19 protein-coding genes and 1 pseudogene are annotated in these 24384 nt (G+C 71.2%); 12 read left to right on the top strand and 8 right to left on the bottom strand.

All coding sequences use genetic code 11. The features are described from left to right. Positions 1–583: pseudogene (locus GWK61_RS34710) on the top strand (hypothetical protein); the annotation flags it as partial. Positions 584–774: 191 nt separating this feature from the next. Here the strand turns inward: GWK61_RS34710 and GWK61_RS34705 are convergent. After that, a complete protein-coding gene (locus GWK61_RS34705; RefSeq protein WP_194915930.1) occupies positions 775–5172 on the bottom strand; it encodes a type VII secretion EssC family protein in 4398 nt (1465 codons plus the stop codon). A 131-nt stretch (positions 5173–5303) separates the two neighbouring features. Between GWK61_RS34705 and GWK61_RS34700 the strand changes: the two genes are divergently transcribed. Then, entirely contained in the window at positions 5304–6032 is a 729-nt protein-coding gene (locus GWK61_RS34700; RefSeq protein ID WP_194915929.1) for a prepilin peptidase, read from the top strand. A gap of 81 nt (positions 6033–6113) precedes the next feature. Here GWK61_RS34700 and GWK61_RS34695 read toward each other — a convergent pair whose 3' ends face one another. Next, on the bottom strand, positions 6114–6593 hold the full coding sequence (locus GWK61_RS34695; RefSeq protein ID WP_194915928.1) for a hypothetical protein: 480 nt from the start codon (positions 6591–6593) through the stop codon (positions 6114–6116). 316 nt (positions 6594–6909) lie between these two features. Then, complete coding sequence (locus tag GWK61_RS34690; RefSeq protein WP_194915927.1) at positions 6910–7170, bottom strand: hypothetical protein; 261 nt, start codon at positions 7168–7170, stop codon at positions 6910–6912. Between the two features lie 343 nt (positions 7171–7513). On the opposite strand from GWK61_RS34690, the gene GWK61_RS34685 reads away from it, so the two are divergent. The 3 genes from GWK61_RS34685 to ispF all read left to right on the top strand — a co-directional run bounded on the left by GWK61_RS34685 (position 7514) and on the right by ispF (position 9401). After that, the gene (locus GWK61_RS34685; protein WP_194897915.1) at positions 7514–7996 is read left to right on the top strand and encodes a CarD family transcriptional regulator; all 483 of its coding nucleotides are present in this window, start codon (positions 7514–7516) and stop codon (positions 7994–7996) included. A gap of 158 nt (positions 7997–8154) precedes the next feature. Continuing rightward, on the top strand, positions 8155–8925 hold the full coding sequence (gene ispD / locus GWK61_RS34680; protein WP_194915926.1) for a 2-C-methyl-D-erythritol 4-phosphate cytidylyltransferase: 771 nt from the start codon (positions 8155–8157) through the stop codon (positions 8923–8925). After that, the gene (ispF, locus tag GWK61_RS34675) at positions 8922–9401 is read left to right on the top strand and encodes a 2-C-methyl-D-erythritol 2,4-cyclodiphosphate synthase (protein ID WP_194915925.1); all 480 of its coding nucleotides are present in this window, start codon (positions 8922–8924) and stop codon (positions 9399–9401) included. The genes ispD and ispF overlap by 4 nt, the downstream gene beginning before the upstream one ends. A 256-nt stretch (positions 9402–9657) precedes the next feature. On the opposite strand, the gene GWK61_RS34670 is transcribed toward ispF, so the two are convergent. After that, the gene (locus GWK61_RS34670; protein ID WP_369125639.1) at positions 9658–11292 is read right to left on the bottom strand and encodes a phytoene desaturase family protein; all 1635 of its coding nucleotides are present in this window, start codon (positions 11290–11292) and stop codon (positions 9658–9660) included. A gap of 146 nt (positions 11293–11438) precedes the next feature. Between GWK61_RS34670 and GWK61_RS34665 the strand changes: the two genes are divergently transcribed. After that, positions 11439–12680 (top strand): tetratricopeptide repeat protein, encoded by a 1242-nt coding sequence (locus GWK61_RS34665; RefSeq protein WP_194915924.1) that lies wholly within the window; start codon positions 11439–11441, stop codon positions 12678–12680. A gap of 2 nt (positions 12681–12682) precedes the next feature. On the opposite strand, the gene GWK61_RS34660 is transcribed toward GWK61_RS34665, so the two are convergent. Next, positions 12683–13855 (bottom strand): multidrug effflux MFS transporter, encoded by a 1173-nt coding sequence (locus GWK61_RS34660; protein ID WP_194915923.1) that lies wholly within the window; start codon positions 13853–13855, stop codon positions 12683–12685. A 205-nt stretch (positions 13856–14060) separates the two neighbouring features. Here GWK61_RS34660 and cysS point away from each other — a divergent pair, with 205 nt between their 5' ends. The 6 genes from cysS to GWK61_RS34630 all read left to right on the top strand — a co-directional run bounded on the left by cysS (position 14061) and on the right by GWK61_RS34630 (position 21419). Beyond that, a complete protein-coding gene (gene cysS, locus GWK61_RS34655; protein ID WP_194915922.1) occupies positions 14061–15473 on the top strand; it encodes a cysteine--tRNA ligase in 1413 nt (470 codons plus the stop codon). Between the two features lie 123 nt (positions 15474–15596). Then, on the top strand, positions 15597–16616 hold the full coding sequence (gene rlmB / locus GWK61_RS34650) for a 23S rRNA (guanosine(2251)-2'-O)-methyltransferase RlmB (protein WP_194915921.1): 1020 nt from the start codon (positions 15597–15599) through the stop codon (positions 16614–16616). A 74-nt stretch (positions 16617–16690) separates the two neighbouring features. Next, positions 16691–17686: an agmatinase gene (gene speB, locus GWK61_RS34645; protein WP_194915920.1), complete on the top strand. Its 996-nt coding sequence runs from the start codon at positions 16691–16693 to the stop codon at positions 17684–17686. A gap of 29 nt (positions 17687–17715) precedes the next feature. Then, complete coding sequence (locus tag GWK61_RS34640; protein ID WP_323747892.1) at positions 17716–18558, top strand: PHP domain-containing protein; 843 nt, start codon at positions 17716–17718, stop codon at positions 18556–18558. 315 nt (positions 18559–18873) lie between these two features. After that, on the top strand, positions 18874–19704 hold the full coding sequence (locus GWK61_RS34635; protein WP_194915919.1) for a carbon-nitrogen hydrolase family protein: 831 nt from the start codon (positions 18874–18876) through the stop codon (positions 19702–19704). Next, a complete protein-coding gene (locus GWK61_RS34630; RefSeq protein WP_194915918.1) occupies positions 19701–21419 on the top strand; it encodes a flavin monoamine oxidase family protein in 1719 nt (572 codons plus the stop codon). Before GWK61_RS34635 ends, GWK61_RS34630 begins: the two co-directional genes overlap by 4 nt. Positions 21420–21485: 66 nt before the next feature. Here GWK61_RS34630 and GWK61_RS58845 read toward each other — a convergent pair whose 3' ends face one another. Genes GWK61_RS58845 through GWK61_RS34615 form a run of 3 tightly spaced genes read right to left on the bottom strand, consistent with a single transcriptional unit; the run spans position 21486 to position 24322 of the window. Then, on the bottom strand, positions 21486–22382 hold the full coding sequence (locus GWK61_RS58845; protein WP_194915917.1) for an IclR family transcriptional regulator: 897 nt from the start codon (positions 22380–22382) through the stop codon (positions 21486–21488). Positions 22383–22432: 50 nt separating this feature from the next. Continuing rightward, complete coding sequence (locus tag GWK61_RS34620; protein WP_194915916.1) at positions 22433–23509, bottom strand: GDSL-type esterase/lipase family protein; 1077 nt, start codon at positions 23507–23509, stop codon at positions 22433–22435. A gap of 9 nt (positions 23510–23518) precedes the next feature. Next, positions 23519–24322 carry an SDR family NAD(P)-dependent oxidoreductase gene (locus GWK61_RS34615; RefSeq protein ID WP_194915915.1) on the bottom strand — a complete coding sequence of 268 codons (804 nt, stop codon included), beginning with the start codon at positions 24320–24322 and terminating at the stop codon, positions 23519–23521. Between the last annotated feature and the right edge of the window lie 62 nt (positions 24323–24384).

Here is a 24384-nt window from a genome sequence, read left to right as displayed (position 1 = left end):
GCCGTTCGTGTACCTGCCCGCTCGCCGTCCCGTGGAGGTGGCTGCCGTGGCGCAGCCTGTGATCCCCGCCCAGCAGACCGTCCCGGTCGCCGACTACTTCCCCCAGGCCGTCCCGGTCGCCCAGGCCAATGCCGACCTGATCCGGGAGATCGACACGCTGCTGGGCAGCCGGGACGTGGTGTTCGTGCACGTCGCGGCGCACCAGGTGAACGGCGACCCGTACAACGACCTCGCCGACCGGGCCGCGAGCGCCAGCGCGATCAGCCAGCAGGCGCTGGCCGGGACGGACGCCTCGCAGGTGCCGGGGACGCCGGACCGGCCCGCGGGGAGCGGTAGGGCCGGTGGCGGGGGCACGCGGGGCGGCGCGAAGAGCACCGGCGCGAACGGAAGCGGCGGGAGCGGGACCGGCGCCAGCACCAGCGCCAGCACCAGCAACGCCACCGCCGGCGACGCCAAGCCGAAGAAGGCCTTCACCATCCAGGCGAAGTTCGCCGGCACCTGCTCCTGCGGCAAGGGCTACGACGCCGGGGAGAAGATCACCAAGCTCGACTCCGGACGCTGGGGACACCCGGCCTGCGCCTGAGCGGCTGAAGAATCATCTGCTCGATCTTGCCCGGCTGATCGGCAGCCGGGCCGATCAGCCGAGCAAGGCCCCTCCAGATCCGCCGACCACCCATCGCTCGTTCGGAGCAACCCACCTCACATAGGCCGACGGCGGCCGGAGCCGAAGCCCCGACCGCCGTCAAGCGACACCCCCACCGGACAAGCCCGACCTCAGTCGATCGGCACCTGCACCGTCCGCATCTCCCCGTCCCCCAGGTGCAGCAGCGCCCGGCCCGCCTGGACCTGGCCCCCCACCTGGCTCCGGTTCAGCCGCACGCCGATCAGGTCCCCGTCCATCGGCGACTGCGGCGACATCAGCGCCCCGCGCCGTCCGCGCCGCGCGTCGACGTGCCAGCCGCTGAAGCCGCTGTTCAGGTCCTCCGCGCTGCCGGCCAGCACCAAGGCCTGGCCGCGATCGCCGCCCTGGTTGAGGATGTCCCGCAGCACCGAGCCGGCCGGGGCCTCCTTCAGCATCTCCGCGTCGTCGATCAGCACCGCGACCGGGTGCCCGCCCGCGGAGTCCAGCGCCGAGCGCAGGTCCTCCTCGCTCAGGTCCGCGTTCTCGAAGACCGCCAGCACGCCGCGCTCGCCGGCCATCTTGCGCAGCGGGGAGTTGCGCGGAGCCACCAGCACCACCTGCGAGCCCTGCACCACCAGGGTGCGGGCCATCGCCATCAGCATCGTGGAGCGGCCGGACTTCTGCGGCCCGGCGATGATGAACCCCGGGACGCCGTCGCCCAGGTCGGGTCCGGCGCCGATGAGCTCGTCGCCGCCGACGCCGGCCAGCGCCCACAGCGGCCGGCCCTGCGAGGACTCGTCGCGCAGCTCCCAGGCCTCGGCCAGCGAGATGCGCGTGGGCAGCACGTCCACCCGGAACGGCCGCCGCGCCCGCGGGACCTGCGCGTCCCGGCCCCGCGCCTGCTCCGCGATGGCCGCGATGGCCGCCGCCTGCGCCTGGCCAGAGCCGTCCGCGGTCAGCAGCGCTACCTGCGTCTCCAGCCCGGAGTCGGACCGGAACGCGCGGCCGGCCACGATCTCGTCCGGGATCTTGCGCGGGTGCAGGTTGATCAGGCCGAAGTCCTGCTTGTCGGGCAGCCGGAAGGAGAGCTTGTCCTCGGTCAGCGAGGCGATGCGGCCGCTGAAGACCTGCCGGTCGCCGGTGATGACCATGTGGACGCCGACGCCCTGGCCCTCCCGCATGATCCGCTGCACCTCCTCGACCAGCACCCCGCCGTCCAACTCGCCCAGCGAGCCCAGGAACCCGTCCCAGCGGTCCAGGAACACCACGATGTGCGGCAGCTTCTGGTCGGCCGGAACCGACATCCGCTGCTCGATGATCCCGGCGAAGCCCTGCGCGGACAGCGACTCCTGCCGGTTGGCGATCTCCTGCTTCAGCCGCGTGATCAGCCGCGTCGCCCGCTCGGACTGCTGCCGCTGCACCACCGCGCCGCAGTGCGGCAACGCCGTCAGCGGCAACAACGCCCCCGAGCCGCAGTCGATGCCGTAGATGTGCACGTCGGCGGTGGACTGCGTCAACGCGATCGCCCCGGCCATCGTCCGCAGCACCTGCGAGCGCCCCGACCGCGGCGCGCCGGCGATCAGCATGTGGCCGAGCGAGGCGAAGTCCAGCACCGCGGCCCGCCGCGCCTGCAACGACGGCAGGTCGTCGATCCCCCACGGGATCGGCGCCAGGTCGTGCCCGCCGTGCCGGCGCACCGGCGGCACGTCCGAAAGCAGCACCGTGTCCTGCAACGCCGGCAGCCACGGCGAGTGCTGCGGCGGGATCTGCATCGCCGCGGTCGCCTCGCGGATCGCGTCGACCAGCACCTTCAGGTCCGTGATCTCCGCGTCCGTCTCGACCTTGGGCCCCTCGGGCTTCTTCGGCGGCACGGAGGCCAGCGCGGGCCAGTCCAGCCGGGTGCTCCACACCGAGGCCTGCGACACCACGTTGGCCCCGGGACGCCGGCCGCCGACGCGGCCGGCCTGGAACGGCACCAGCGAGTTCGCACCGAGCCGGACGTAGGCACGACCGGGCGTCGACTTCGAGATGAACCCGGCCGACGGGTCGTCGATCACGTCCGAGGACTCGTTGCCGTCCGTCACGCGCAGCGCGATGCGCAGGTTGGTGTTGGCCCGGATCTCCGGCGACACCACGCCCGAGGGCCGCTGCGTCGCCAGCAGCAGGTGGATACCCAGCGAACGACCACGCTGGGCGATGTTCACCAGACCGGTCACGAAGTCCGGCAGCTCACGCACCATCGAGGCGAACTCGTCGATCACGATCAGCAGCCGCGGCATCGGCGCCAGATGCGTATTCTTCCTCCGGATGTCGCCGTAGTCCTCGATGTCCTTCGCCCCGGCCTCCGCCAGGATGTGCTCACGCCGCTTCAACTCGGCGCCCAGCGACTCCAGCGCCCGCTCCACCAGGTGGTTGTCCAGGTCGGTGACCATGCCCACGGTGTGCGGCAGCTGCACACAGTCCTTGAACGCCGAACCGCCCTTGTAGTCGACGAGCACGAACGTCATCGCGGTCGGCTTGTTCGCCACCGCCAGCGACGCCACGATCGTCTGCAGCAGCTCCGACTTACCGGCACCCGTGGTACCGGCGATCAGACCGTGCGGACCGTCCCGACGGATGTCGATCCCGAACGCGCCGTCGAACGACTCGCCCAGCATCGCCATCGTGGTCTCGCCGCCCATCGTCCAGCGCGCGGCGATGGCCTGGCTGGTCGGCGGCTCCAGGCCCAGCACGTCCAGCAGACGCGCCGAGTTCGGGATCCCGGAGGCCTCCTCGTTTCCGGAGACGTCGCGCACCGCGGCCAGGCCGCGCACCAGACGCTGGCACCACACCGGCGACACCGCGTCCGGCCGCACCCCGCGCTGCATGTCCTTGCCGACCTGCTGCACCCGCAGGCCCTCCGGCTCGACGACCACGATCGCCTGGCACTCGCCGGGCAGGAAGCGGTCCTCGCCGTCCAGGCAGATCGCGCGGATGCCGACCGTCGGCCCCTGCTGCAGGATCTGGATCACGCCGGGCATCGAGCGCAGCCGGCGCGAGCCGTCCAGGATCACCACGATGTCCGGGTCCTTGAACATCACCTGCTCGGTGGGGCTGCTGGCCTTGGTCATCTGCTCCTTCATGCGGAAGCTCAGCTGCTGCGAGACCTCCGCGATGCGCTGCGCGACCGACTCCGCGTCGGTGCCGATCAGCGCCGTGGCGTTCTGGCCGGCGGTCGGCCGCAGGTGCGGCAGCCAGCGCATCCACTCCCAGTCCTGCCGGGCGTGGGAGTCGGTGAGCAGCACGAACTGCACGTCGTCCGGGCTGGACAGGGCCGCGGTCTGCGCGACCAGCCAGCGCGCCAGCGCCCGCGGGGTCCCGGCCGGACCAGCCACGCCGATCACGCCGCGCTCCTTCAGCGGGATGGTCACCGGCGCCTCCGGGACGGTCCAGGCGACGTTGCGCCGGTGCTCGTCCTGCTCCGGGTCCTCCAGCACGACCTCGGAGTCCTGGTCCAGGGTGCCGACGCGGAGCAGCAGGTGGTCGGCGTCGCGGCGGCGGCGCTCCCACAGCCGCTGGCGCGGGCCGATGCCGATGTCCAGCAGGGTCGCCGGGTCCGGGCTCTCCTGGCGCCGCGCGTTGCGCTCCAGGGCCAGGGCGTCACGGGCGTCCTGCTCGATGCGGGCCTTCTTCGCCTCGTACTCGGCGACCTTCTGCACGAACGTGGACTTGCCGGACTTCTTGTCCTGCCAGAAGTTGCCGAGCATCATCATCGGCGACATCGCGGCCATGATCAGGTACCGCGGCTGCCCCATGACGACGGCCATGACCACCGACATCAGCAGCGGTGCGATCAGCATGACGACCGGGAACGGGCGCTTGCTCTCCTCGACCACCGGCTGCGGGAGCTTGAAGCGGGTCTGCCGCTCCGGCGGCAGGATGCGCGGCGGCCGGTTGTAGTCGAGGAACGCGCCGTCCTCAGAAGGCGTCAGCGCGGCGTCCGGCGGCGTGTAGTAGCCGACCTCGAGGATCGTCGTGCCGATCACGACCTGCATCCCGGGCTTCCACTCGGCCTCCCCGACCAGTGGCTGCTTCTCCAGGACCGCGGCCACGCCCTCGTACGGGGCCAGGCGGATCACGCCGTGCACGTCCAGGCTGACTCGCAGCGCGAAGTCGGGTATGCCCGGATCATCGATCTTGACTCGGTTACGCCGGGACCGTCCGATGTCGGCGTAACCCGGATTTATTCGGTGCACCCCGCCAGCGTCGGGTCCCCCGGCGACCCGGACTTCGACGGTTCCATACGGCTCCGCGGGCAGACACCCCGAAGGGTTGTGCAGAGAGACAACCGAACCCTCACGCAAAGGTGAGGAGGCCAATGTGTGGCGCTGGTCCACAAGATTGCCGTCCACGAACAGGAGGGGTGGTGACCCCGGGTTCGGCCCCTGCGCCCCCAACATTCGACCCAACTGGTCCGCGACCTGCGGGATCGATGATTCCCCGTCCGCGTCCAGCAGTGCGTCCATCCAGGAGCCCTGGACAGGATCCACCACCGTCAACGTCATACGCATGACTCGGAAGTCTACGGCCAGCCGCAACAGGGGATAAGGTCCGCCCTGACAAGCGCGGATCCCCGGCCGGGACCCCCTTCCGGACCGGTTCGAACACGGCTCGCTCACGGCGCGCCGAACAGGAGGCTCCCATGGACGTCGGCGTGGCGACCGCCCTGGTCGGGGCCCTGTGCGGGCCCGCATTGGCCCGCAGCGCATATCAGATGTCGGTGGACGCCGGAACGCCCGCGCGAGAGCGCTGCGGGCACTGCAGTCGGCGGCTGCCGGCCGGGGCTTTCCGGTTCCCGTTGTGGACAGGCCGGTGCGGTCAGTGCGGTGACCGGCTCGGCCCGCGCGTGTGGCTGGTGGCCCTCGCCGCGGCGGTCGGCGGCTTCGCGGTCGGGCACCGGCTGGGCAACGATCCGGCGGTGCTGACGTTCCTGGTCTTCGCCCTGGCCTGCGTGCTGCTGGCCTTCGTGGACCTGGCGGTGCGCCGGCTACCGGACCAGCTGACCGCGCCGTTGGCGGTGCTCGGCGTGGTGGGCCTGGGGACCGCGGGCTACCTGAACCGGGACATGACGCCGCTGCTCAGAGGGCTGATAGGGGCGGCGCTGGCGGGCGGGCTCTTCCTGGCGCTGGCCTGGGCGCGGCCGGACGGCGAGGGCATGGGGCTCGGCGACGCCAAACTGGCCGCGGTGCTCGGGCTGTACCTGGGCTACCTGGGCTGGAGCGACCTGGTGCTCGGCATGTTCGCCGGGACGTTCGCCGCAGCCGTGTTCGCCCTGGTCATGCTGCGCACCGGCCGGATGGACCGGAAGTCGGCGCTGGCCTACGGGCCGTTCCTGTTGCTCGGTGCGCTGATCGCGGTGCTGTTCGGCTGAGGACTGACTCGCTCGGGAGACGCCGAAGGCCGCTCACTCCATGGCGCGGATGGTGAGCGGCCGGACGGACTACGTCGCCGATCAGCTCGACGAGGGCTGGAACTGCTGGTAGATCCCGGTGTTCGCCTCGGTCGAAGCCGCCACGGAGATGGTCGCGCCGCCGGAGAAGCTCAGCGCCACCGGCGAGTTGCGGCCGGGGGTCGAGCCGGAGTTGGCGAGCACCATCTTCGGGCCGGAGGGCGCGGCCAGGTTCAGCGCCGCGTGCGCGCCGACGGCCAGGCCGCCGCCGGCGACCGACACCGACTTGCCGTCGACGGTGACCCCGGACAGCGTGGTCGGCTGGTCGCCGTTGTTCACCACGGTGCCGGTCACCTGTGCGGCGCCGGTGGCCGGGTCCACGACCACGACCATGTTCAGGGCCTGGACGTCCCCGCTGCCGCCGGCGGCGAAGTTCGGCTGGATCTGCAGGGTCGCGGCGCCGTCACCGGCGGCGCAGCCGGTCGCGACCGCGGCGATGCCGGCGGCTGCGGCGATGACGAGGGCGATGCGATAGCTCTTCACGGTGGAACGGCTCCTAGACGGTCCAACAAGCTCGGGCCGCCGCCGGTGTCGATCGCTGTGATGGTGCCGGGCCGCCGCGCGTTCGTACGACTTCCCGACCACCCGATGAAACGGCGGCTCGCAGCCAGTGTAAAAGGGCCTCAGATCAGGTCCGGGCCCGGGGGCCGATCCGCCGGAGTGATGTTCGCTACGCCGCCGCCCCGGCACCCGCCGAGGGCATGCCACAGGCCGTCTTGACAGGTCCTCGCCGGAACCGGGGCGAGGACCGTGTCAGAACGTCGCCGCGCGCCTCAGAGGCGCGCGGCAGCGCTGAACCTCACCAGAAGACGAGGAAGCGCAGGGCGTGCCCGACGCGCCGGCCGAGTCCGGCCAGCGCCCGGAAGGGCCGGGTCAGGGCGGATCGGCACTTCGCCCGGGCCCTGGCCCGCGCGACCTCCCGCCGGTAGGCCCGCACCTCGTCGTCGAGGGCGGAGATGTCGTCCGGGACGACCACGACCGGGAACCCGCTGCCCTCTGGGCCCGGATCACCGAAGGAGCCGTAAGAATGATCGCCGTTGTCGCGGCCTGGACTGTTCACCAGTGTCTGCACCCACCCCACGCGTCGTCGTCGGGAGCCGTAGCGTCATTGTGCGCTTTGCAGAGCGTTGTGCCCATAGCCGAGGGGCTCGTAATCACGCTGGGATTCCTCTATTTCGCCGAGCACGCCGCGCCCACGCCGCAACTACACCGATCGAGATCGACCAAGATCGACCGCCGTCCCAGGTGAGATCGAAAGATGCGACATGAAGCCGATTGAGCTGCACGAGCACGGCGTATGGGGGTTTGTCAAGCCCCCACGGGTACGCTGACCTGCGCAAACGGTCTTCAGAACGGGCGTGCGCCGTGGTATCCTGGAGAGCCACGGAAGGGGCACATATCACATGACGTTCAAAGTTGGCGAGACCGTGGTCTATCCCCATCACGGGGCCGCGCTCATCGAGGATATCGAGATCCGCGTGATCAAGGGCGAGCCGAAGGAATACCTCGTGCTGAAGGTGGCGCAGGGTGATCTGACCGTACGCGTGCCCTCTGAGAAGGCCGAATACGTCGGCGTGCGCGACGTCGTCGACCAGGGCGGCCTGGAGAAGGTCTTCGACGTGCTGCGTGCGCCGCACACCGAGGAACCGACCAACTGGTCGCGCCGTTACAAGGCGAACATCGAGAAGATCCAGTCCGGCGACGTCATCAAAGTGGCCGAGGTGGTGCGCGACCTGTGGCGCCGCGACCGCGACCGCGGGCTGTCCGCCGGCGAGAAGCGGATGCTCGCCAAGGCACGGCAGATCCTGGTCAGCGAGCTGGCGCTGGCGGAGGCCACGAACGAGGACAAGGCCGACGCCATCCTCGACGAGGTTCTCGCTTCCTGACCCGCTCGGCGTATCGACGCTTGTACTGACGACTTGTGATGGGCACAGCCGTTGCCGCGCACCATCGTTTCTTTTCAGCATGAGCACGCCATCCGGCCCCGCGGCAGCAGCCGCCGGGGCCGGCGGCTTGTTGTGCGCTAATGTCCCGGGCCGTGAGCATGAGTACTGATCCCGCCGAGGCCGGACCCGATCCCGCCCCCTCCGCCGTCCCCTCGGCCGCGGTCACGACCGCCGCCGAGGCGCCCGGCCGGGTGGCCGTCATCGTCCCGGCCGCCGGCAAGGGCGAGCGCCTGGGCCCGGGCGCGCCGAAGGCGCTGCGCGAGCTCGGCGGACTGCCGCTGCTGGTGCACGCGGTCCGCACGCTGGTCGCCGCGCGCTCGGTGGACGTGGTCGTGGTGGCCGCGCCGCCGAACCCGCAGGGCCTGGCCGAGGTCCAGCGGCTGCTGGCGGACCTGCCCGGCGACACCCGGGTGGTGGCCGGCGGCCGGACCCGGCAGGAGTCGGTGGCGCTGGCGCTGGCGGCGCTGCCCGCGGACTGCGACGTGGTGCTGGTCCACGACGCGGCGCGGGCCCTGACCCCGGTCGACGTCGTCGAGGCGGTGGTGGCCGCGGTACGGGCCGGGGCCGGGGCGGTGATCCCGGTGCTGCCGGTGGCCGACACCATCAAGGCCGTCGACGGCGACCAGGTGAGCGCGACCGTGGACCGCTCGACGCTGCGCGCCGTCCAGACGCCGCAGGGCTTCACGCGGGACATACTCGCCAAGGCGCACGCCGCATCCAACCCGTCGCTGCCGGCCACCGACGACGCCGGGCTGGTCGAGGCGCTCGGGCTGCCGGTGCACACGGTGCCCGGACACGCCGAGGCCTTCAAGATCACGACACCGTTCGACCTCGTGCTGGCCGAGGCCGTGCTGCGGAGGCGGCGATGAGCGTTCTTCCCCTGGTCGGCATCGGGGTCGACGTGCACGCCTTCGAAGAGGGCCGCGAGCTGTGGATCGGCGGGCTGCACTGGCCCGGCGAGGTCGGGCTGGCCGGGCACTCGGACGCCGACGTGGTCGCGCACGCGGCCTGTAACGCGCTGTTCTCAGCCGCCGGGCTCGGCGATCTCGGGGCGCAGTTCGGGACCAGCGACCCGGAGTGGGCCGGCGCCTCGGGACTGAAGCTGCTGGGCGAGGCGGCGCGGCGGGTCCGGGAGGCCGGGTTCGAGATCGGGAACGTCTCGGTCCAGCTGGTCGGGATCCGGCCGCGGGTCGGCAAGCGACGGGCCGAAGCCGAACAAGTACTCAGCGAAGCCGCCGGCGCGCCGGTGCGACTCGCCGCCGCGACCACGGACGGGCTCGGATTCACCGGCAAGGGCGAAGGGCTCGCGGGGATCGCGACCGCCATCGTGTTCCCGGTGGCGTGATCTCGGTGCGACCTTTGATGTGACCTTCAAGACCCGCAGAGCCCGAATCGGCACTGATCGCTCGCGCACTGCCGTCCACCGGTCACTGCCGGCTGACAAAAGCATGATCAACAGATCATCGCGTCGCGCAGCGTGGGCCCCCACATACCCTCGGTTCGAAGCTCCGCAGGAGCTGGAATCGAGGGGCGTTAGGTAGGGAATTCGCAGACCCGGCACAACGCCGAAACCCCGTGTGCTAGGAATGGAAACGTGAACCTCATATCCCGCTGCTGCGCCTACGACCCGCGTCGGCGACGCGGTCGAGAACTGCACGTGCAGCGTTGTGGCCGGGGATTCCGGACACACCGCCTCCGCGGCGCGCGCCAGCGCCGCAGATGAGGACGTTGTCGATCCCGGTCTCCACACCCCACTTGCCCACCTGGTCCGCGCGCTCGGCGTAGGGCCAGGACAGGTCCCGGTGGAAGATGTGGCCGCCGGGCATCGCCAGCTCCTCCTGCAGGTCCTCCGTCGTCTTCGCCTCCAGGCACGGCTCGCCGTGCGCGTCCAGCGCCAGGCAGCCGGCCAGCGGCTCCTCCAGGTAGGCGTCCAGGCCGGCCACGGCCGCGCGCACCATCTCGTCCTTCGTCGCGCTCCCCGGCAGCGTGTGCAGCGAGAACAGCGTCAGCGTCTGCACGTCGGGCCGCTTGAGCAGGTCCTTGCCCAGGATCGAGCGGTCGGTGAGGGTGTGGCAGTAGACCTCGGAGGGCAGCGGGTCCGGCAGCCGCCCGGCGTGCGAGTCCTGATACGCCCGGTGCAGGTGCGCGGCGCCCTCGTCGATGTGGAAGGTGCCGGCGAAGGCCACGTGCGGGTCCACCCCGGACTTCAGGGCCGGCAGGTGGTCCAGCAGCATGTTGATCTTCAGCTGGGTGCCCTGCGGCTGCGGGGCGTCGGCGCTGCCGCGGCCCAGCAGCCGGGTCAGGACCGCCGGCGCCACCCCGGCCAGCACGTATCCGCACCTGGCCACGTGCTCGGCGCCGTTCCGGTCGCGGTAGGCGACCTCGGCCCGGCCGCCGCCGGCGTCCGGCTCGATGTGCGTGACCTCAACCCCGGTGAGGATTTTGGCCCCGGCGTCGACGGCCGAGCGGTGCAGCGCCTCGGTGACGCTGCCCATGCCGCCGATCGGGACCCGCCACTCGCCGGAGCCGTTGCCCATGACGTGGTAGAGGAAGCACCGGTTCTGCTTCAGGCTGGCGTCGCCGGCCCAGGAGTCGGTGCCGATGAGCGCGTCGGTGAGGACCACGCCGCGCACGGCGTCGTCGCCGAAGAAGCGCTCCACGGCGGCGCCGATCGGCTGCTCGAACACCCATTCCCAGGCCTCGCCGGCGCCCTCCTCGCGGGCCAGCGCCTCCATCTGCCCGCGGCCCAGCAGCGGGTTCAGCAGCGTCGGAGCCAGCGCCCGCGCGAGCTTGCTGAGCTGCTCGTAGAAGCGGGTCCAGGCCCGGTACTCGGCGGGACCGCCGGTCAGCTTCCGGAAGCTCTCCTCGGTCGCCGCCCCGGGCCGCCGCTCGACCAGCAGCCCGGTGTCGCCGCCGGCGCGCCGCAGCGGGGTGTAGGAGGACACCGGGCGGCTGCGCAGCTCGATGACCAGCTCCAGGTTGCGCACGATCGTGTAGGGCAGCAGCGATACCAGATAGGAGTAGCGCGACAGGCGGGCGTCGACCCCGGCGAAGGGCGCCGCGCTCACCGCCGCGCCGCCGACCGAGTCGAGCCGTTCCAGCAGCGTGACGTGCAGCCCGGCGCGCGCCAGGTAGGCCGCGGCGACGAGCGCGTTGTGGCCGCCGCCGACCACGACGACGTCGTGCCGCGAGGCGCCCGGGCGGGGCGTGCGCTCGGCTCGTTCAGGCAGTGCCACTGTCACGTCGGGCGTCCTTCCCTCTACAGGTCCCGATCATCCCATGTCCGCCCCCGCTCACCGGTCCGCCTCTGGCATCCCGGCGCGCCGGTGAGGTATACCAGGCGTCTGATGCCGGGCGGCGAACCCGGTGGAGGGGTGGGGGGATGTCCGGCGAGTCGAACGAACAAGAGGTCTGGCACCCGGCGGCGACAATGGACGCCGCCATCAAGGCCGAAGTCCAGGCAGCCGTCAGCGCGGCCGGAGAGGTCCTCGGCACGCCAGACGAGGACGACCCGGCCGGGGACGCCGATTTCGAGCAGACCATGGTCGTGAAGTACGTTCCCCTTCCGGCGCCGGTGGAACCCGCGTCTTTGTCGCCCGTGACAACATCGGGACCTATTGCGGGATTCAGCCCGGGTCTCACCCCGGGCCTCACCCCCGACCAGGTCGCCCGGCACATCGCCCGGGCCGAGGCACTGGCCGAGCTTGGAAGACGTCAGCAGGCTCTGGACGTCCTCAATGAACTGATCGTGGCGGGCAGCCAGGACGTGCGGGTCTGGCGTGCCCTGGCTGCCGTGTACTTGGAGACCGGCGACGGCGAGAAGGCGTTGCGCGCGGCGGACTGGGTCATCACGTTCGCGCCGGAGGACGAGTGGGGGCACCGGCTGCGGGCGTCGGCGCTGCGGCTGTTGGAACGCCTCGACGAGGCGGTCGCGGCGGCTGAAGAGTCGGTGCGTCTGGGGCCGCAGGTCTGGCAGAGCCGCGCGAGCCTGGCAGCGGCGTTGGAAGCCAGCGGCGACCTGTCCCAGGCCGCGGCCGAGGCACGCCGGGCCACGGAGCTGGCGACGCGCCTCGACCCCGAATCCGCCACCGAGGCGAAGCAGTTCGAGGACGCGGTCACGGCGGCCGAGGAGGTCCCGGAACCGATAGCCCTGGTCGCCGATCTGGAGGCGGTCCTGGCATCGCGGCCCGGCCCGGACGACGACAGCCTGGCCCACGTCGGCAATCTGGTCCTGCGCTCGATGGAGTTCAGCGCGGCGGCCGGCTGGCTGGTGGCGTTCGGCGGCGTGGCGATCCCCGGCTTCGACATCAGGTTCCTGATCCCGCTGGCGGTCCTGGCCGTCCTGGGCATCTGCCTGATAGGGCCGGCCCGCAAAGCCGGCCGCGACCTCTGGCGCTACCTGGTCGAGTACCTGTGGCAGGACACGAAGACCCGAGTGGCACTGGTGATGACCATCGCCGCCCACGTATTCATGATCACCGGCAGCTCCATCGGCCACGTGGAGGGCGGCTCGACACTGACCGTCGGGCTGATCAGCCACCTGGTCGGGCGGCTGACGCTGCACCGGAAGGCTCCGGAGCTGAGCCCGGTACGGCGAGGTGGGGCGGCGCGCACCGCGGAATGACCTCAGGCCGCCGCGGGTTCCGCGACCGCCTCCACGACAGGCGTCCGCACCAGCAGCGCACGCATCAAAACCGCGGCAGCGCTCAACCCGAAAATCACCAACGCCATCGGCATCCCGCTGCTCTTACTCCCCAGCCCCGTCAGCGGCGCGAAGATCGCGCCGAACAAGAACTGCCCGGTCCCGATCATCGCCGAGGCCGCCCCTGCCACCGCGGGCGGGTAGCCGGACAGCGCGAGCGCCGTCACCTGCGGGGTGATCACGCCGACCGACGACACCATCAGGAACAGCCCGACCAGCGTCCCCGCGAGGTTCCCGCCGAAAGCCGCGGTCGCCGCCAGCAGGATCGTGCTGCCGGCGAACGACATCACCAGTCCCGCGCCGAGCAGCCGCGAGGAGGGGACGCGCCCCACCAGTCGGCCGCTGACCCGTCCACCGATCATGATGCCCAGGGCGTTGGCGCCGAAGGTGAAGCTGAACTCCTGCTTCGACAGGCCGTGGATGTTCTCCAGCACGAACGGCGAGCCCGAGATGTACGCGAACATCGCCGCCAAAGCGAAGCCGCCGGTCAGGATGTAGCCCATGAACGGCCGGTCGCGCATCAGTACCCGGAACGTGCGCAGGGTCGCCGGGAGGCCGCCGCCGGAAGCGCCCCGCGAATCTTTCGGAAGCGTTTCCTTGAGTCCGAGCATCGCGGCGGCCAACAGCGCGACGCCGATCAGCGTCAGCACCACGAACACCCCGCGCCAGCTCATGAAGCGTGTCAACTGCCCGCCGAGGACCGGGGCCAGGATCGGGCCGAGGCCGTTCACCAGCACCAGCGTCGAGAAGAACTTCGTGAGGGCGTCGCCCTCGTACAGATCGCGCACCATCGCCCGCGAGATCACGAGACCGGCGGCGCCGGCGAAGCCCTGGAGCAGGCGCGCCGCGGTGAGCGAATACACGTCGGGGGCGAATGCGCAGAACAACGACGTGGCCGCGTAAGCGATCAGCCCGATCGCGAGCGGCTTCTTCCGCCCCCACGCGTCGGACATCGGCCCGGCCACCAGTTGCCCGACCGCCAGCCCGATCATGCACGCCGTCAACGTCAGCTGGACGTTTGACTCGGCCGTGCGGAAGGAGTGCGCCAGATCCGGCAGTGCCGGCAGATACATGTCGAGCGACAAAGGCCCGAACATGGAAAGCGCCCCCAGTATCAGGAGCAACTTCACTGGGGCCCGCTCAGAACGCCTCACTACCGACTCCCACCCACTCACCGCCCCATGGAACCTCCCTACCGCATCGAGTGCAAACCGCGCTGCGCAGCGGCCATATGCACACGCTCTGTTGGGGCCCAAACGCAAGAAGACGTTTTCGCCATCCACGCGCCGGTATCCTTGGAGAATGACTCTCCGCCTGTATGACACCGCCGCGCGAGCGACGCGCGAGTTCGTACCCGTCACACCAGGCAAGGTCTCGATCTACCTCTGTGGCGCGACCGTCCAGGCCCCGCCGCACATCGGTCACATCAGGTCGGGAGTCTCGTTCGACATCGCCCGTCGCTGGCTGGAGCACCGCGGCTACGCCGTCACCTTCGTGCGCAACGTCACCGACATCGACGACAAGATCATCCGCAAGGCCGCCGAGCAGGGCGTGGAGACCTGGCGCGTGGCCCAGGCCAACGAGTACGCCTTCCAGCAGGCGTACCGCGTGCTGGGCTGCGAGGACCCGTCCGTCGAGCCGCGGGCGACCGGCCACATCCCCGAGATGATCGCGATGATGCAGGCGCTCATCGACAACGGCCACGCCTACGCGGCCGGCGGGGACGTCTACTTCCGCGTGCGCTCCTTCCCGGAGTACGGCGCGCTGGCCCACTTCAGTGTCGACGACCTGGAGGAGCAGCCGGTCGACGACGTGGCGCCGACCACGCACAAGGAGGACCCGCACGACTTCACGCTGTGGAAGGCCTCCAAGCCCGGCGAGCCCTTCTGGGACACGCCGTGGGGTCCGGGGCGCCCGGGCTGGCACCTGGAGTGCTCCGCGATGGCGCACCGCTACCTGGGGACCAACTTCGACATCCACGGCGGCGGCGTCGACCTGATCTTCCCGCACCACGAGAACGAGCAGGCCCAGTCGCACGCCTTCGGCGACAAGTTCACCAACTACTGGATGCACAACGGCTGGGTCACCCTCAAGAACGAGAAGATGTCCAAGTCGCTGGGCAACTCGGTGCTGGTCACCGAACTGGCCAAGCAGTACCGGCCGGTGGTCCTGCGCTACTACCTCGGCACCCCGCACTACCGCTCGATGATCGAGTACACCGAGGACTCGCTGCGCGAGGCCGACGCGGCGTACTCGCGCATCGAGGGCTTCGTCACCCGGGCCCTGGAGACGGTCGGCCCGACCGAGTCCGCGGCGGACGTGCCCGCGGCCTTCGCGGAGTCGATGGACGACGACTTCGGCGTCCCCGGCGCGGTGGCCGTGCTGTACAACACCGTCCGCGAGGGCAACACCGCCCTGGCCGGCGGCGACAAGGAAGGCGTGGCCTCGCACCTGGCCTCGGTGCTGAAGATGCTGGACATCCTCGGTCTGAACCCGCTGGCCGAGCCGTGGAGCGGCGCGGCCGGCGCCGCCGGGTCCGGCACCGACCTGCGGCCGGTCGTCGACACCCTGGTCAAGGTGGCCCTGGAGCAGCGACAGGCGGCGCGCGAGCGCAAGGACTACGCCGCCTCCGACGCCATCCGCGACCAGCTGGCCCGGGCCGGCGTGAACGTCGAGGACACCCCCAGCGGTCCGCGCTGGACTGTCAACCAATAAGGGACAGCAACAGCAGGTCAGTCGCCTAGGCGGCCGACTCCCACCGTGCCCCCGCCGCGCTGACGGTAGCGTGGAGCGGGGGCGCGGCCTGACGTGCAGGTACTTGAAGAAAGTAAGGACATCATGGCGAGCAAAGGCGGCGGCACCGGCGGCCGGGCGAACAAGCCGGGCGCGTCGAGCTCCCGGAAGGGCGCGCAGAAGGGCTCCGGCGGCCAGCGCCGCCAGGGTCTGGAGGGCCGCGGCCCGACGCCGAAGGCCGAGGAGCGCACCGGGCATCCGGCGGCCCGCCGGTCGAAGTCGGCGGCCAAGCGCGCCGCCGCCCCGAACACCGGCCGCTCGGCGGCCGGCACGCGCAGCACGGCCCGCCCGGTCCGGCGCACCCCCGGCAAGGGCGAGGCCGAGCAGGTCGCCGGCCGCAACTCGGTGGTCGAGGCGCTGCGCGCGCGGGTGCCGGCCAAGGCCCTGTACGTCGCGCAGTACATCGACAGCGACGACCGGGTCCGCGAGAGCATGAAGCTCGCCATGGAGCAGGGCGTGCCGCTGCTGGAGGCCCCGCGCCACGAGCTGGACCGGATGACCAACGGGACGCTGCACCAGGGCGTGATGCTGGTGATGCCGCCGTACGAGTACGCGCACCCGGACGACCTGCTGGAGGCGGTGTTCGCCGCCGGCGACACCCCGCTGTTCGCGGCGCTGGACGGCGTCACGGACCCGCGCAACCTCGGCGCCGTGATGCGCTCCGTGGCGGCCTTCGGCGGGCACGGCGTGATCGTGCCGGAGCGGCGCGCGGCAGGCATGACGGCCGGCGCGTTCAAGGCCGCGGCCGGAGCCGGGGCCCGGCTGCCCGTGGCGCGCGCCGGGAACCTGACGCGCGCGCTGGAGGCGTACAAGAAGCAGGGCGTGATGATCGCCGGGCTGGCCGCCGACGGCGCGGTGCCGCTGCACGAGCTGGAGATCGCCACCGAGCCGCTGTGCCTGGTCGTCGGGTCCGAGGGCAAGGGCATGTCGCGGCTGGTGTCCGAGCTCTGCGACGTCACGGTCTCGATCCCGATCGCGTCCTCGTCCGAGTCGCTGAACGCCGGTGTGGCGGCGGGGATCGCGCTGTACGAGGTCAGCCGGCGGCGCGCCGAGGCCCACGGCTGAACCACGGCTTCACAGCACTACCGCACCACGGCTTCACAGCACCACAGCACAACTTAGCTAGGAGAGACAGCTCAATGGCGAGCACTGAGGCGAACACCGAAGGCGGCAGCACCGGACGTCCGGCCCCGATAGGCCCGGTCGACTCCTCGAAGACCCCGCGCTACGCGGGCTTCGCGACGTTCGCGCGGCTGCCGCGCCTGGACCAGCTCCCGGCGGGCGAGAAGGCGGACGTCGCGGTCCTGGGCGCCCCCTTCGACTCCGGCGTCTCCTACCGCCCCGGCGCCCGCTTCGCGCCGGCGGCGGTGCGCGAGGCCTCCCGGATGCTGCGGCCGTACCACCCGGGCCTGGACTTCTCGCCGTTCGAGGCGGTGCAGGTCGCCGACGCCGGCGACATCGCCATCAACCCCTTCGTGCTGGACGAGGCGCTGGAGCAGATCGAGGCGCACTCCGGGGAGTTGGTCGGCGCCGGCTCCAAGCTGGTGACGATCGGCGGCGACCACACCATCGCGCTGCCGCTGCTGCGCACCATGGCGCGCAAGCACGGCCCGGTGGCGCTGCTGCACTTCGACGCGCACCTGGACACCTGGGACACGTACTTCGGCGCGCCGTACACGCACGGCACGCCGTTCCGCCGCGCCTTCGAGGAGGGCATCCTCGACTCCTCGGCGGTGGCGCACGTCGGCACCCGCGGTCCGCTGTACAGCAAGCAGGACCTCAGCGACGACAAGCGCATGGGCTTCGGCATCGTGACCTCCGCGGACGTGATGCGCCAGGGCGTGGACGCCGTGGTGCAGGCGCTGCGCGAGCGGATCGGCGCCCGGCCGCTGTACGTCTCCATCGACATCGACGTCTTGGACCCCGCGCACGCCCCCGGCACCGGCACCCCCGAGGCCGGCGGCATGACCAGCCGCGAACTGCTGGAGATCCTGCGCGGCCTGGACGGCCTGAACCTGATCGGCGCCGACGTGGTCGAGGTGGCCCCGCCGTACGACCACGCTGAGATCACCTCGGTCGCCGCCGCACACGTGGCCTACGATCTTGTGACGTTGCTGGCGATGCAGGGACGGTGAGGCGCCGTCCCTGAAAAGGGGGACTTCCGGTGCTGCCACCCGACAACCACGTCCACAGCGAGTACTCGTGGGACGCGCTCGCCGGCTCCATGAAGCGGACCTGCGAGCGCGCCGTCGAGCTCGGGCTACCGTCGATCGCCTTCACCGAGCACGCGGACTTCAGCATCTCGGAACTGACCGCGGAGGACTGGTTCCCGCCGGAGTGGCAGCGCTACGTCGAGGTCGTAGACGGCCGCAACATCCTGACTCCCCCGGCCATCGACCTGACCGGCTACCTGGAGACGCTGGAGCGCTGCCGCGACCGCTTCCCACAGCTGCGCATCCTGTCCGGCGTGGAGCTCAGCGAGGCGCACTGGTTCCCGGATCAGACCGCGGATCTGCTGAAGCGCGGCGGGTTCCAGCGGATCCTCGCCTCCCTGCACACCGCGTCGAAGCGCGACGAGCCCTACGCCGACATCTCGGCGAGCATCAAGCGCGGCGACGCGGCGACGGAGTACCAGCGCTACCTCGCCGAAGCGGTGCGGCTGATCGAGGAGTACGACGGCTTCGAAGTGCTCACCCACATCGACTACCCGGTCCGCTACTGGCCCGACGACGAGCCCTTCGATCTCGCCCGGTTCGAGGACGAGATCCGCCTGGTGCTGCGGGCCCTGGCGCGCGCCGACAAGGTGATGGAGTTCAACACCCGGATCCCGCTGGACCCGCGCGTGGTCGCATGGTGGCGCCAGGAGGGCGGGAAGGGCGTGTCGTTCGCGTCGGACGCGCACAAGCCGGAGGCGGTCGGCAACGGCTTCAAGGAGGCCGTGGAGGTGGCGCGCGCCGCCGGGTTCAGGCCGGGCGCAGATCTGTTCGACTTCTGGGTGCGGGACTGACCCACGGCCTTCGGCTTCCGAGTCCGGGACTGACCACGGCCTTCGGCTTTCGGCTTCCGGGTCGGGGACTGGCTGCGGCTTTCGGTTTCCGGGTCGGGGACTGGCTGCGGCTTTCGGTTTCCGGATGCGGGACTGACCACGGCTTTCGGCTTCCGGGTCCGGGACCGGCCGCGGCTGTCAGTGGAGGCGCCCACACTAATAAAAGGGGCGAATGACTCATAACAGAATGCCGCCGGACCCGATGTCGAGCCGACCCCGCCACCCGCGCCACCGCGGCGAGATGCGAACCGCCGCCGCGCACCTACGCTTGACGACATGACCACCCTGCGGCTGGCCTGCCTTCAAGCCCCGGTGACCGACCACCCCGACGGCGCCCCGGACCCGGTCGCCGACCGCCGTGCCAACCTGACGGCGCTCGCCGACGCCGCGCGCCAGTCGGCGGAGAGCGGCGCGCACCTGCTCATCACCCCCGAGATGTACCTCACCGGCTACAACCTCGGCGCCGAGGTGATCGCCGGGCTGGCCGAGGAGAGCTCCGGGCCGTCGCAGCAGGAGGTGTCCGCGATCGCGGCCCGCCACGGGATCGCGATCCTGTACGGCTACCCCGAGCGCGACGACGTCGGGGCCGTCTACAACGCCGTGCAGCTGATCGGCGGCGACGGCCGGCCCAAGGCCAACTACCGCAAGACGCACCTGTTCGGCAACGTGGACCGCGAGGCGTTCGCGCCGGGCTCCGATCTGGTCGTGCAGGCCGATCTGGACGGCGTCCGCGTCGGCTTCCTGATCTGCTACGACGTGGAGTTCCCGGAGCCGGTGCGGGCGCACGCCGACGCCGGGACGCAGCTGCTGCTGGTGCCGACCGCGCTGATGCGGCCGTACGAGTACGTGCCGCGGCAGATCGTGCCGGCGCGGGCGATCGAGTCGCAGATGTTCGTGGCGTACGTGAACCGGGTCGGCGTCGAGCGCGACTTCGTCTACGCCGGCGAGACGCGCGTGGTGGCGCCGGACGGCCGGGAGCTGGCGGTCGGCGGCGAAGGCGAGGAGCTGCTGCTGGCCGACGTCGACCTGGCGGACCTGGCCGCCTCCCGCGATCTGAACACCTATCTGCAAGACCGTCGAACCGACCTGTACGGAGCTCAGAAGTGACGTCCGCTGTCCCGGCCACCGTCCACGAGGTCACCGACCACGTGCAGTGCGACTCGCACAAGCCGATCACCATGTTCGGCCCCGACTTCCCCTTCGCCTACGACGACTACGCGGCGCACCCGGCGGGTCTGGGCTCGGTCCCCGAGGCCGCGCACGGCTCCGAGGTCGCGGTGATCGGCGGCGGCCTGTCCGGCCTGGTGGCCGCGCACGAGCTGCTGAAGCTGGGCCTGAAGCCGGTCGTGTACGAGGCCGACGAACTCGGCGGCCGGATGCGCTCGACGCCGTTCCCCGGCGTGCCGGGCGCGATGGCCGAGATGGGCGCGATGCGGTTCCCGCCGTCGTCGACGACGCTGTTCGACTACTTCGAGCGCGCCGGGCTGCGGACCGAGCCGTTCCCGAACCCGCTGGACGCCGCGACGCCGTCCACGGTCATCGACCTCAAGGGCGACACCCACTACGCGACCACCCTGGAGGACCTGCCGGCGATCTACCACGAGGTCGCCGACGCCTGGGCCGACGCGCTGGACGACCCGGCGCACGGCGCCGAGTTCTCCGCGATGCAGCAGGCGATCCGCGAGCGGGACACCGCGACGGTGCGCGAGATCTGGAGCCGTCTGGTGCACCGGCTCGACGACACCTCGTTCTACGGCTTCCTCGCCGCGAACCCGGCCTTCAAGTCCTTCCGGCACCGGGAGGTGTTCGGCCAGGTCGGCTTCGGCACCGGCGGCTGGGACACGGACTTCCCGAACTCCATGCTGGAGATCCTGCGCGTCGTCTACACCGGAGCGGACGACCACCACCGGCGCGTGGTCGGCGGCTGCCAGCAGCTGCCGCTGGCCCTGTGGTCGCAGGCCCCTGACACCCTCGCGCACTGGCCGGCCGGCACCTCCGTGCGGTCGCTGCACGACGACGGCCACCCGCGCCCCGCCGTGACCCGGATGTACCGCACCAGGCGCGGCATCACCATCGCCGACGCCGCGAACGAGATCCGCACGTATCAGGCCGCTGTGTTCACCGCCCAGAGCTGGATGATGCTCTCGAAGATCAAGGTGCACGAAGCCCTGCTGCCCACCGACGTCTGGACCGCCGTCGAGCGCACGCACTACATGGGCGCCTCGAAGCTCTTCGTGGTGGTCGACCGGCCGTTCTGGCGCGACCCCTCCCCCATCAACCCGAACCGCGACGCGATGTCGATGACGCTGACCGACCGCATGCCCCGCGGCGTCTACCTGCTGGACGAAGGCCCGGACAAGCCCGGCGTGATGTGCCTGTCGTACACCTGGGTCGACGACTCGATGAAGTTCGTGCCCCTGTCCCGCGAGGAGCGACTGGAGGTCGTGCTGGCCTCGCTGGCGGAGATCTACCCGGACGTCGACATCCGGTCGCACATCATCGGCACGCCGCTGACCGTCTCCTGGGAGACGGAGCCGTACTTCATGGGAGCGTTCAAGGCGAACCTGCCGGGCCAGTACCGCTACCAGCGCAGGCTCTACACGCACTTCATGCAGGACGCCTTCCCGGAGCACCAGCGCGGGCTGTTCCTGGCCGGCGACGACATCTCCTGGACCGCAGGCTGGGCCGAGGGCGCGGTGACCACGGCGCTGAACGCGGTGTGGGGCGTGATGAAGCACTTCGGGGGATCGACGAGTGCTGAGAACCCGGGGCCGGGGGACGTTTTCGACGAGATCGCGCCGCCGTTGCTGGAGGAGGAGTAGGCGCGGCTCACCAGCGTCGGGGCGCGAGGGACAGTCACATCAGAGCAGCCACATCAGGGCACTCAATCAGTCCAGCAACCCGCTCACCCGGAGATCCGGGTGCCGCCCCCGCACAGCAAAGGTGATCTCCCGCGTGGTCACCGTCAAACGCGACGCCAGCGCGTCGATGTCGGTGCCGCTCAGCTGCTTCTGGAAGCCGTAGAGCGTCAGCACCATCGCCACCCGCTCGTCCGGGCCGAATACCGGCGCTGCCAGGTGCCCGATGCGGTGCGTGCTGCCGCCGAAGTCGTCCATCAGGTACGAGGTGTGGGACAGTTCCGCGAGCAGGGGCGGCACCGCCTCGTGGTCGTCCAGCGACTGTCCCAGGCGCACGCCCAGGACGTCCGGCTCCAGGCCCACCGAGTAGCCGCGGCGCCGGACCGCGCGCACTCCGTTGCGGAAGCGTTCCAGTTCCGGCTCCGCCAGCGGTTTGCCGGACGTGCTGCGGTTCAGCCAGGTGTCCACGTCGTCCGGCAGCGACCAGGCCATGAACACCGTGCCGATCGGCGGCGCGAGGGGGATGCGCTGCCCGACGCGGACGTGCGGGCCGAAGGGCACCACCTCGCCGGCCACCGCCAGGAAGACGATCTCCTCCCCCATCGCCGAGGACACCACGCACTGCAGGCCGGTGGCGGAGGCCAGGGCCTGCATCGGGGCGCGGGCGAACTCCACCAGTTCCAGGCGGCGGGCGGCTGCGGCCGAGCCGAGGGCGATGAGCGCCGGCCCCAGCGTGTACGACTTGTCCCGCGGGTTGCGCAGCAGGAAGCCGGAGTCGGCGAGCGCCGTGAGCATCGCGTGCGCGGTGGCCTTGTTGATGTCCAGCCGGCGGCACAGCTCCGACAGCGAGAACGCCGTGTCGGGGTGTGCGGCGAGCAGGTTCAGCACCGCCACCGTGCGGTCCACCGCCGGGGCCGGACGTGCCATGGGCCTGTCCCTCTTAACTCTCTCGCTGACTCTCTCGCTGACTCTCTCGTCTACGATCCCGTCGCCCGCTCGGCGATGGGATCCCCGAACGCGCGCGCCATGATCCGGTGCCCTTCGTCGCCGGGGTGGATGCCGTCGGCGAGGTGCTCGGCCTTCAGGACGCCGCCGCCGCGCACCAGGTGCAGGTCGCGGTCGCCGCGCTCGCGCCGGCCGACCACCACGTCCTCGATGGCCTCGCGCAGGTCCTCCAGCGTCGCGCCCAGCTTGTTCCGCGTCTGTTCCGCGTCCGGCCGCACCACCGGCGAGCAGACCACGATCGGGACCCCCGGATGCCCGTCGCGCACCACCCGCAGGAAGGCGTCCATCCCCGCCATCATCATGGTGGCGCTGTGCGGGATCCGGGTCCAGCAGTTCGTGCCGTGGTTGACGGAGATGACGGCCGGCGGGTCCAGGGCCGCGATCTGCTCGGCCGAGACGATCTCGCCGCGGGCGGCGCCGGCGTATCCGAGGTTGACCACGTCCAGGCCGTGGACGCGTCCGGCGATGGCCGGCCACGACAGCGCCGGCTCGGAGGCGGACCAGCCCTCGGCGATGGAGTCGCCGTAGCAGATCCAGCGCGGCTGCTTCGGCGCCGGCAGCAGCTCGCCCTGCGTGGCCCGCAGCGACACCACCTCCGGCTTCATCCCCTCCGGCAGGTACACGGTGACCGGCAGCGACTCGTCGGCCTCGGCCAAATCCAGCACTGCCATCCCGTCGCCGAGCATGGCGTCGGCGTAGGCGATGAACTTCTCGCCCTGGTACGCGGCGAAGAACGTGCCCGCGCCGTCGCCCCGGTACCCCAGGTCGGCGGTCTTGGTGCGGTAGGCGATCTGCACGGCGCGCGCCGCGCCCGCGAACTCCAGCCGCACGCCGACCGGCACCGTGGCGGTGCCCCAGGTGTCGATCGGCAGCCGCGAGAAGTCCCTGGGATCGGCGCGCGGGTAGACCGCGCCCTGGCCCGGGGGCCAGGCGCAGCCGGTCAGGTACGGCTCCACGGACGCGTGCCGGGAAGTGCCCCCGCGCTGGCTCCGGTCGGCGTTGGACAGTTCGGTATGCGCGTCGTCATTCACGCCGTTGTGAGCCGTCATCGATGAGTATCAGTCCTCTCCGGGCAAGGAGTACCCGAACTTGGCCGAGACTCCGCCGTCAACGACGATCGTTTGCCCAGTGATATACGACGACAAGCCTGTGCACAAGAACAAGATGACTTCCGCGATGTCCGCCGGAAACGCAGATCGGCGCAGCGGAGCGTTGCGCGCACCCCGATCCTTGTCCGCCTCGGAGAGGTATCCGGCCACCCTCGGCGTCATGACCAGGCCCGGGGCCACGGCGTTCACCCGCAACCCCTTGGGCCCCAGCTCGACGGCGGCCGTTCGCACCAGCGACATCAGCGCTGCCTTGTACGCGCCGTAGGCGCCGTGTGAAGGCGCGGACTGCATACCGGAAACAGAGGCGACGACGGTGAGGACGCCGCCGCCGGAGGCGATCATGCGCGGCGCGCCGAAACGGATCGCGTTCACCGCGTGCTGGAGCACGATGCCGTGGTGCCATGCCCAGCTGTCGTGGTCGGTCTCCAGCAGCCCGGCGTACTTCGCCATGCCGATGATGTCCACGATGCCGTCGATGCGCCCCAGGGCCGTCTCCGCGTCCTGATACAGCTGCTCGGCGGAGTCCTGGGCGATGGCGTCGCCGGCCCAGGGGATGCCGCCGACCTCCTTGGCGATGTCGTCGGCCAGGCCGGCGTCCAGATCGACGCAGAACACCCGGGCGCCGACCGCGGCCAGCGCGTGGGCGGCCTGGCGGCCGATGCCCTGCCCGGCGCCGAGGACGACGAAGTTCTTGCCGTCCAGGCTCAGCAGGGACCGGTAGTCGGGGACTTCGCTGTCATCGGTGCGGGTCATGGGAAGTCAGCCCTCTCGCCGGCGCGTCAGGAGGCCGGGGCTGAGGCCGGAGACGGGGATGG

Origin of the sequence: Catenulispora rubra, from assembly GCF_015356825.1 — a bacterium.
Taxonomy (GTDB): domain Bacteria; phylum Actinomycetota; class Actinomycetes; order Streptomycetales; family Catenulisporaceae; genus Catenulispora; species Catenulispora rubra.
The sequence above is the reverse complement of the archived record's forward strand: the minus strand, read 5'-3'. Positions and strand labels throughout refer to the sequence as shown.

Excerpts from the sequence above, each read along its gene's own strand:
- ispF (WP_194915925.1), top strand. The coding sequence starts at position 8,922 with ATGAGCGTTCTTCCCCTGGTCGGCATCGGGGTCGACGTGCACGCCTTC.
- GWK61_RS34620 (WP_194915916.1), bottom strand. The coding sequence starts at position 23,509 with ATGACGGCTCACAACGGCGTGAATGACGACGCGCATACCGAACTGTCC.
- GWK61_RS34665 (WP_194915924.1), top strand. The coding sequence starts at position 11,439 with ATGTCCGGCGAGTCGAACGAACAAGAGGTCTGGCACCCGGCGGCGACA.
- GWK61_RS58845 (WP_194915917.1), bottom strand. The coding sequence starts at position 22,382 with ATGGCACGTCCGGCCCCGGCGGTGGACCGCACGGTGGCGGTGCTGAAC.
- GWK61_RS34705 (WP_194915930.1), bottom strand. The coding sequence starts at position 5,172 with ATGCGTATGACGTTGACGGTGGTGGATCCTGTCCAGGGCTCCTGGATG.
- rlmB (WP_194915921.1), top strand. The coding sequence starts at position 15,597 with ATGGCGAGCAAAGGCGGCGGCACCGGCGGCCGGGCGAACAAGCCGGGC.
- GWK61_RS34635 (WP_194915919.1), top strand. The coding sequence starts at position 18,874 with ATGACCACCCTGCGGCTGGCCTGCCTTCAAGCCCCGGTGACCGACCAC.
- GWK61_RS34685 (WP_194897915.1), top strand. The coding sequence starts at position 7,514 with ATGACGTTCAAAGTTGGCGAGACCGTGGTCTATCCCCATCACGGGGCC.
- GWK61_RS34615 (WP_194915915.1), bottom strand. The coding sequence starts at position 24,322 with ATGACCCGCACCGATGACAGCGAAGTCCCCGACTACCGGTCCCTGCTG.
- ispD (WP_194915926.1), top strand. The coding sequence starts at position 8,155 with ATGAGTACTGATCCCGCCGAGGCCGGACCCGATCCCGCCCCCTCCGCC.
- speB (WP_194915920.1), top strand. The coding sequence starts at position 16,691 with ATGGCGAGCACTGAGGCGAACACCGAAGGCGGCAGCACCGGACGTCCG.
- GWK61_RS34660 (WP_194915923.1), bottom strand. The coding sequence starts at position 13,855 with ATGTTCGGGCCTTTGTCGCTCGACATGTATCTGCCGGCACTGCCGGAT.
- GWK61_RS34700 (WP_194915929.1), top strand. The coding sequence starts at position 5,304 with ATGGACGTCGGCGTGGCGACCGCCCTGGTCGGGGCCCTGTGCGGGCCC.
- cysS (WP_194915922.1), top strand. The coding sequence starts at position 14,061 with ATGACTCTCCGCCTGTATGACACCGCCGCGCGAGCGACGCGCGAGTTC.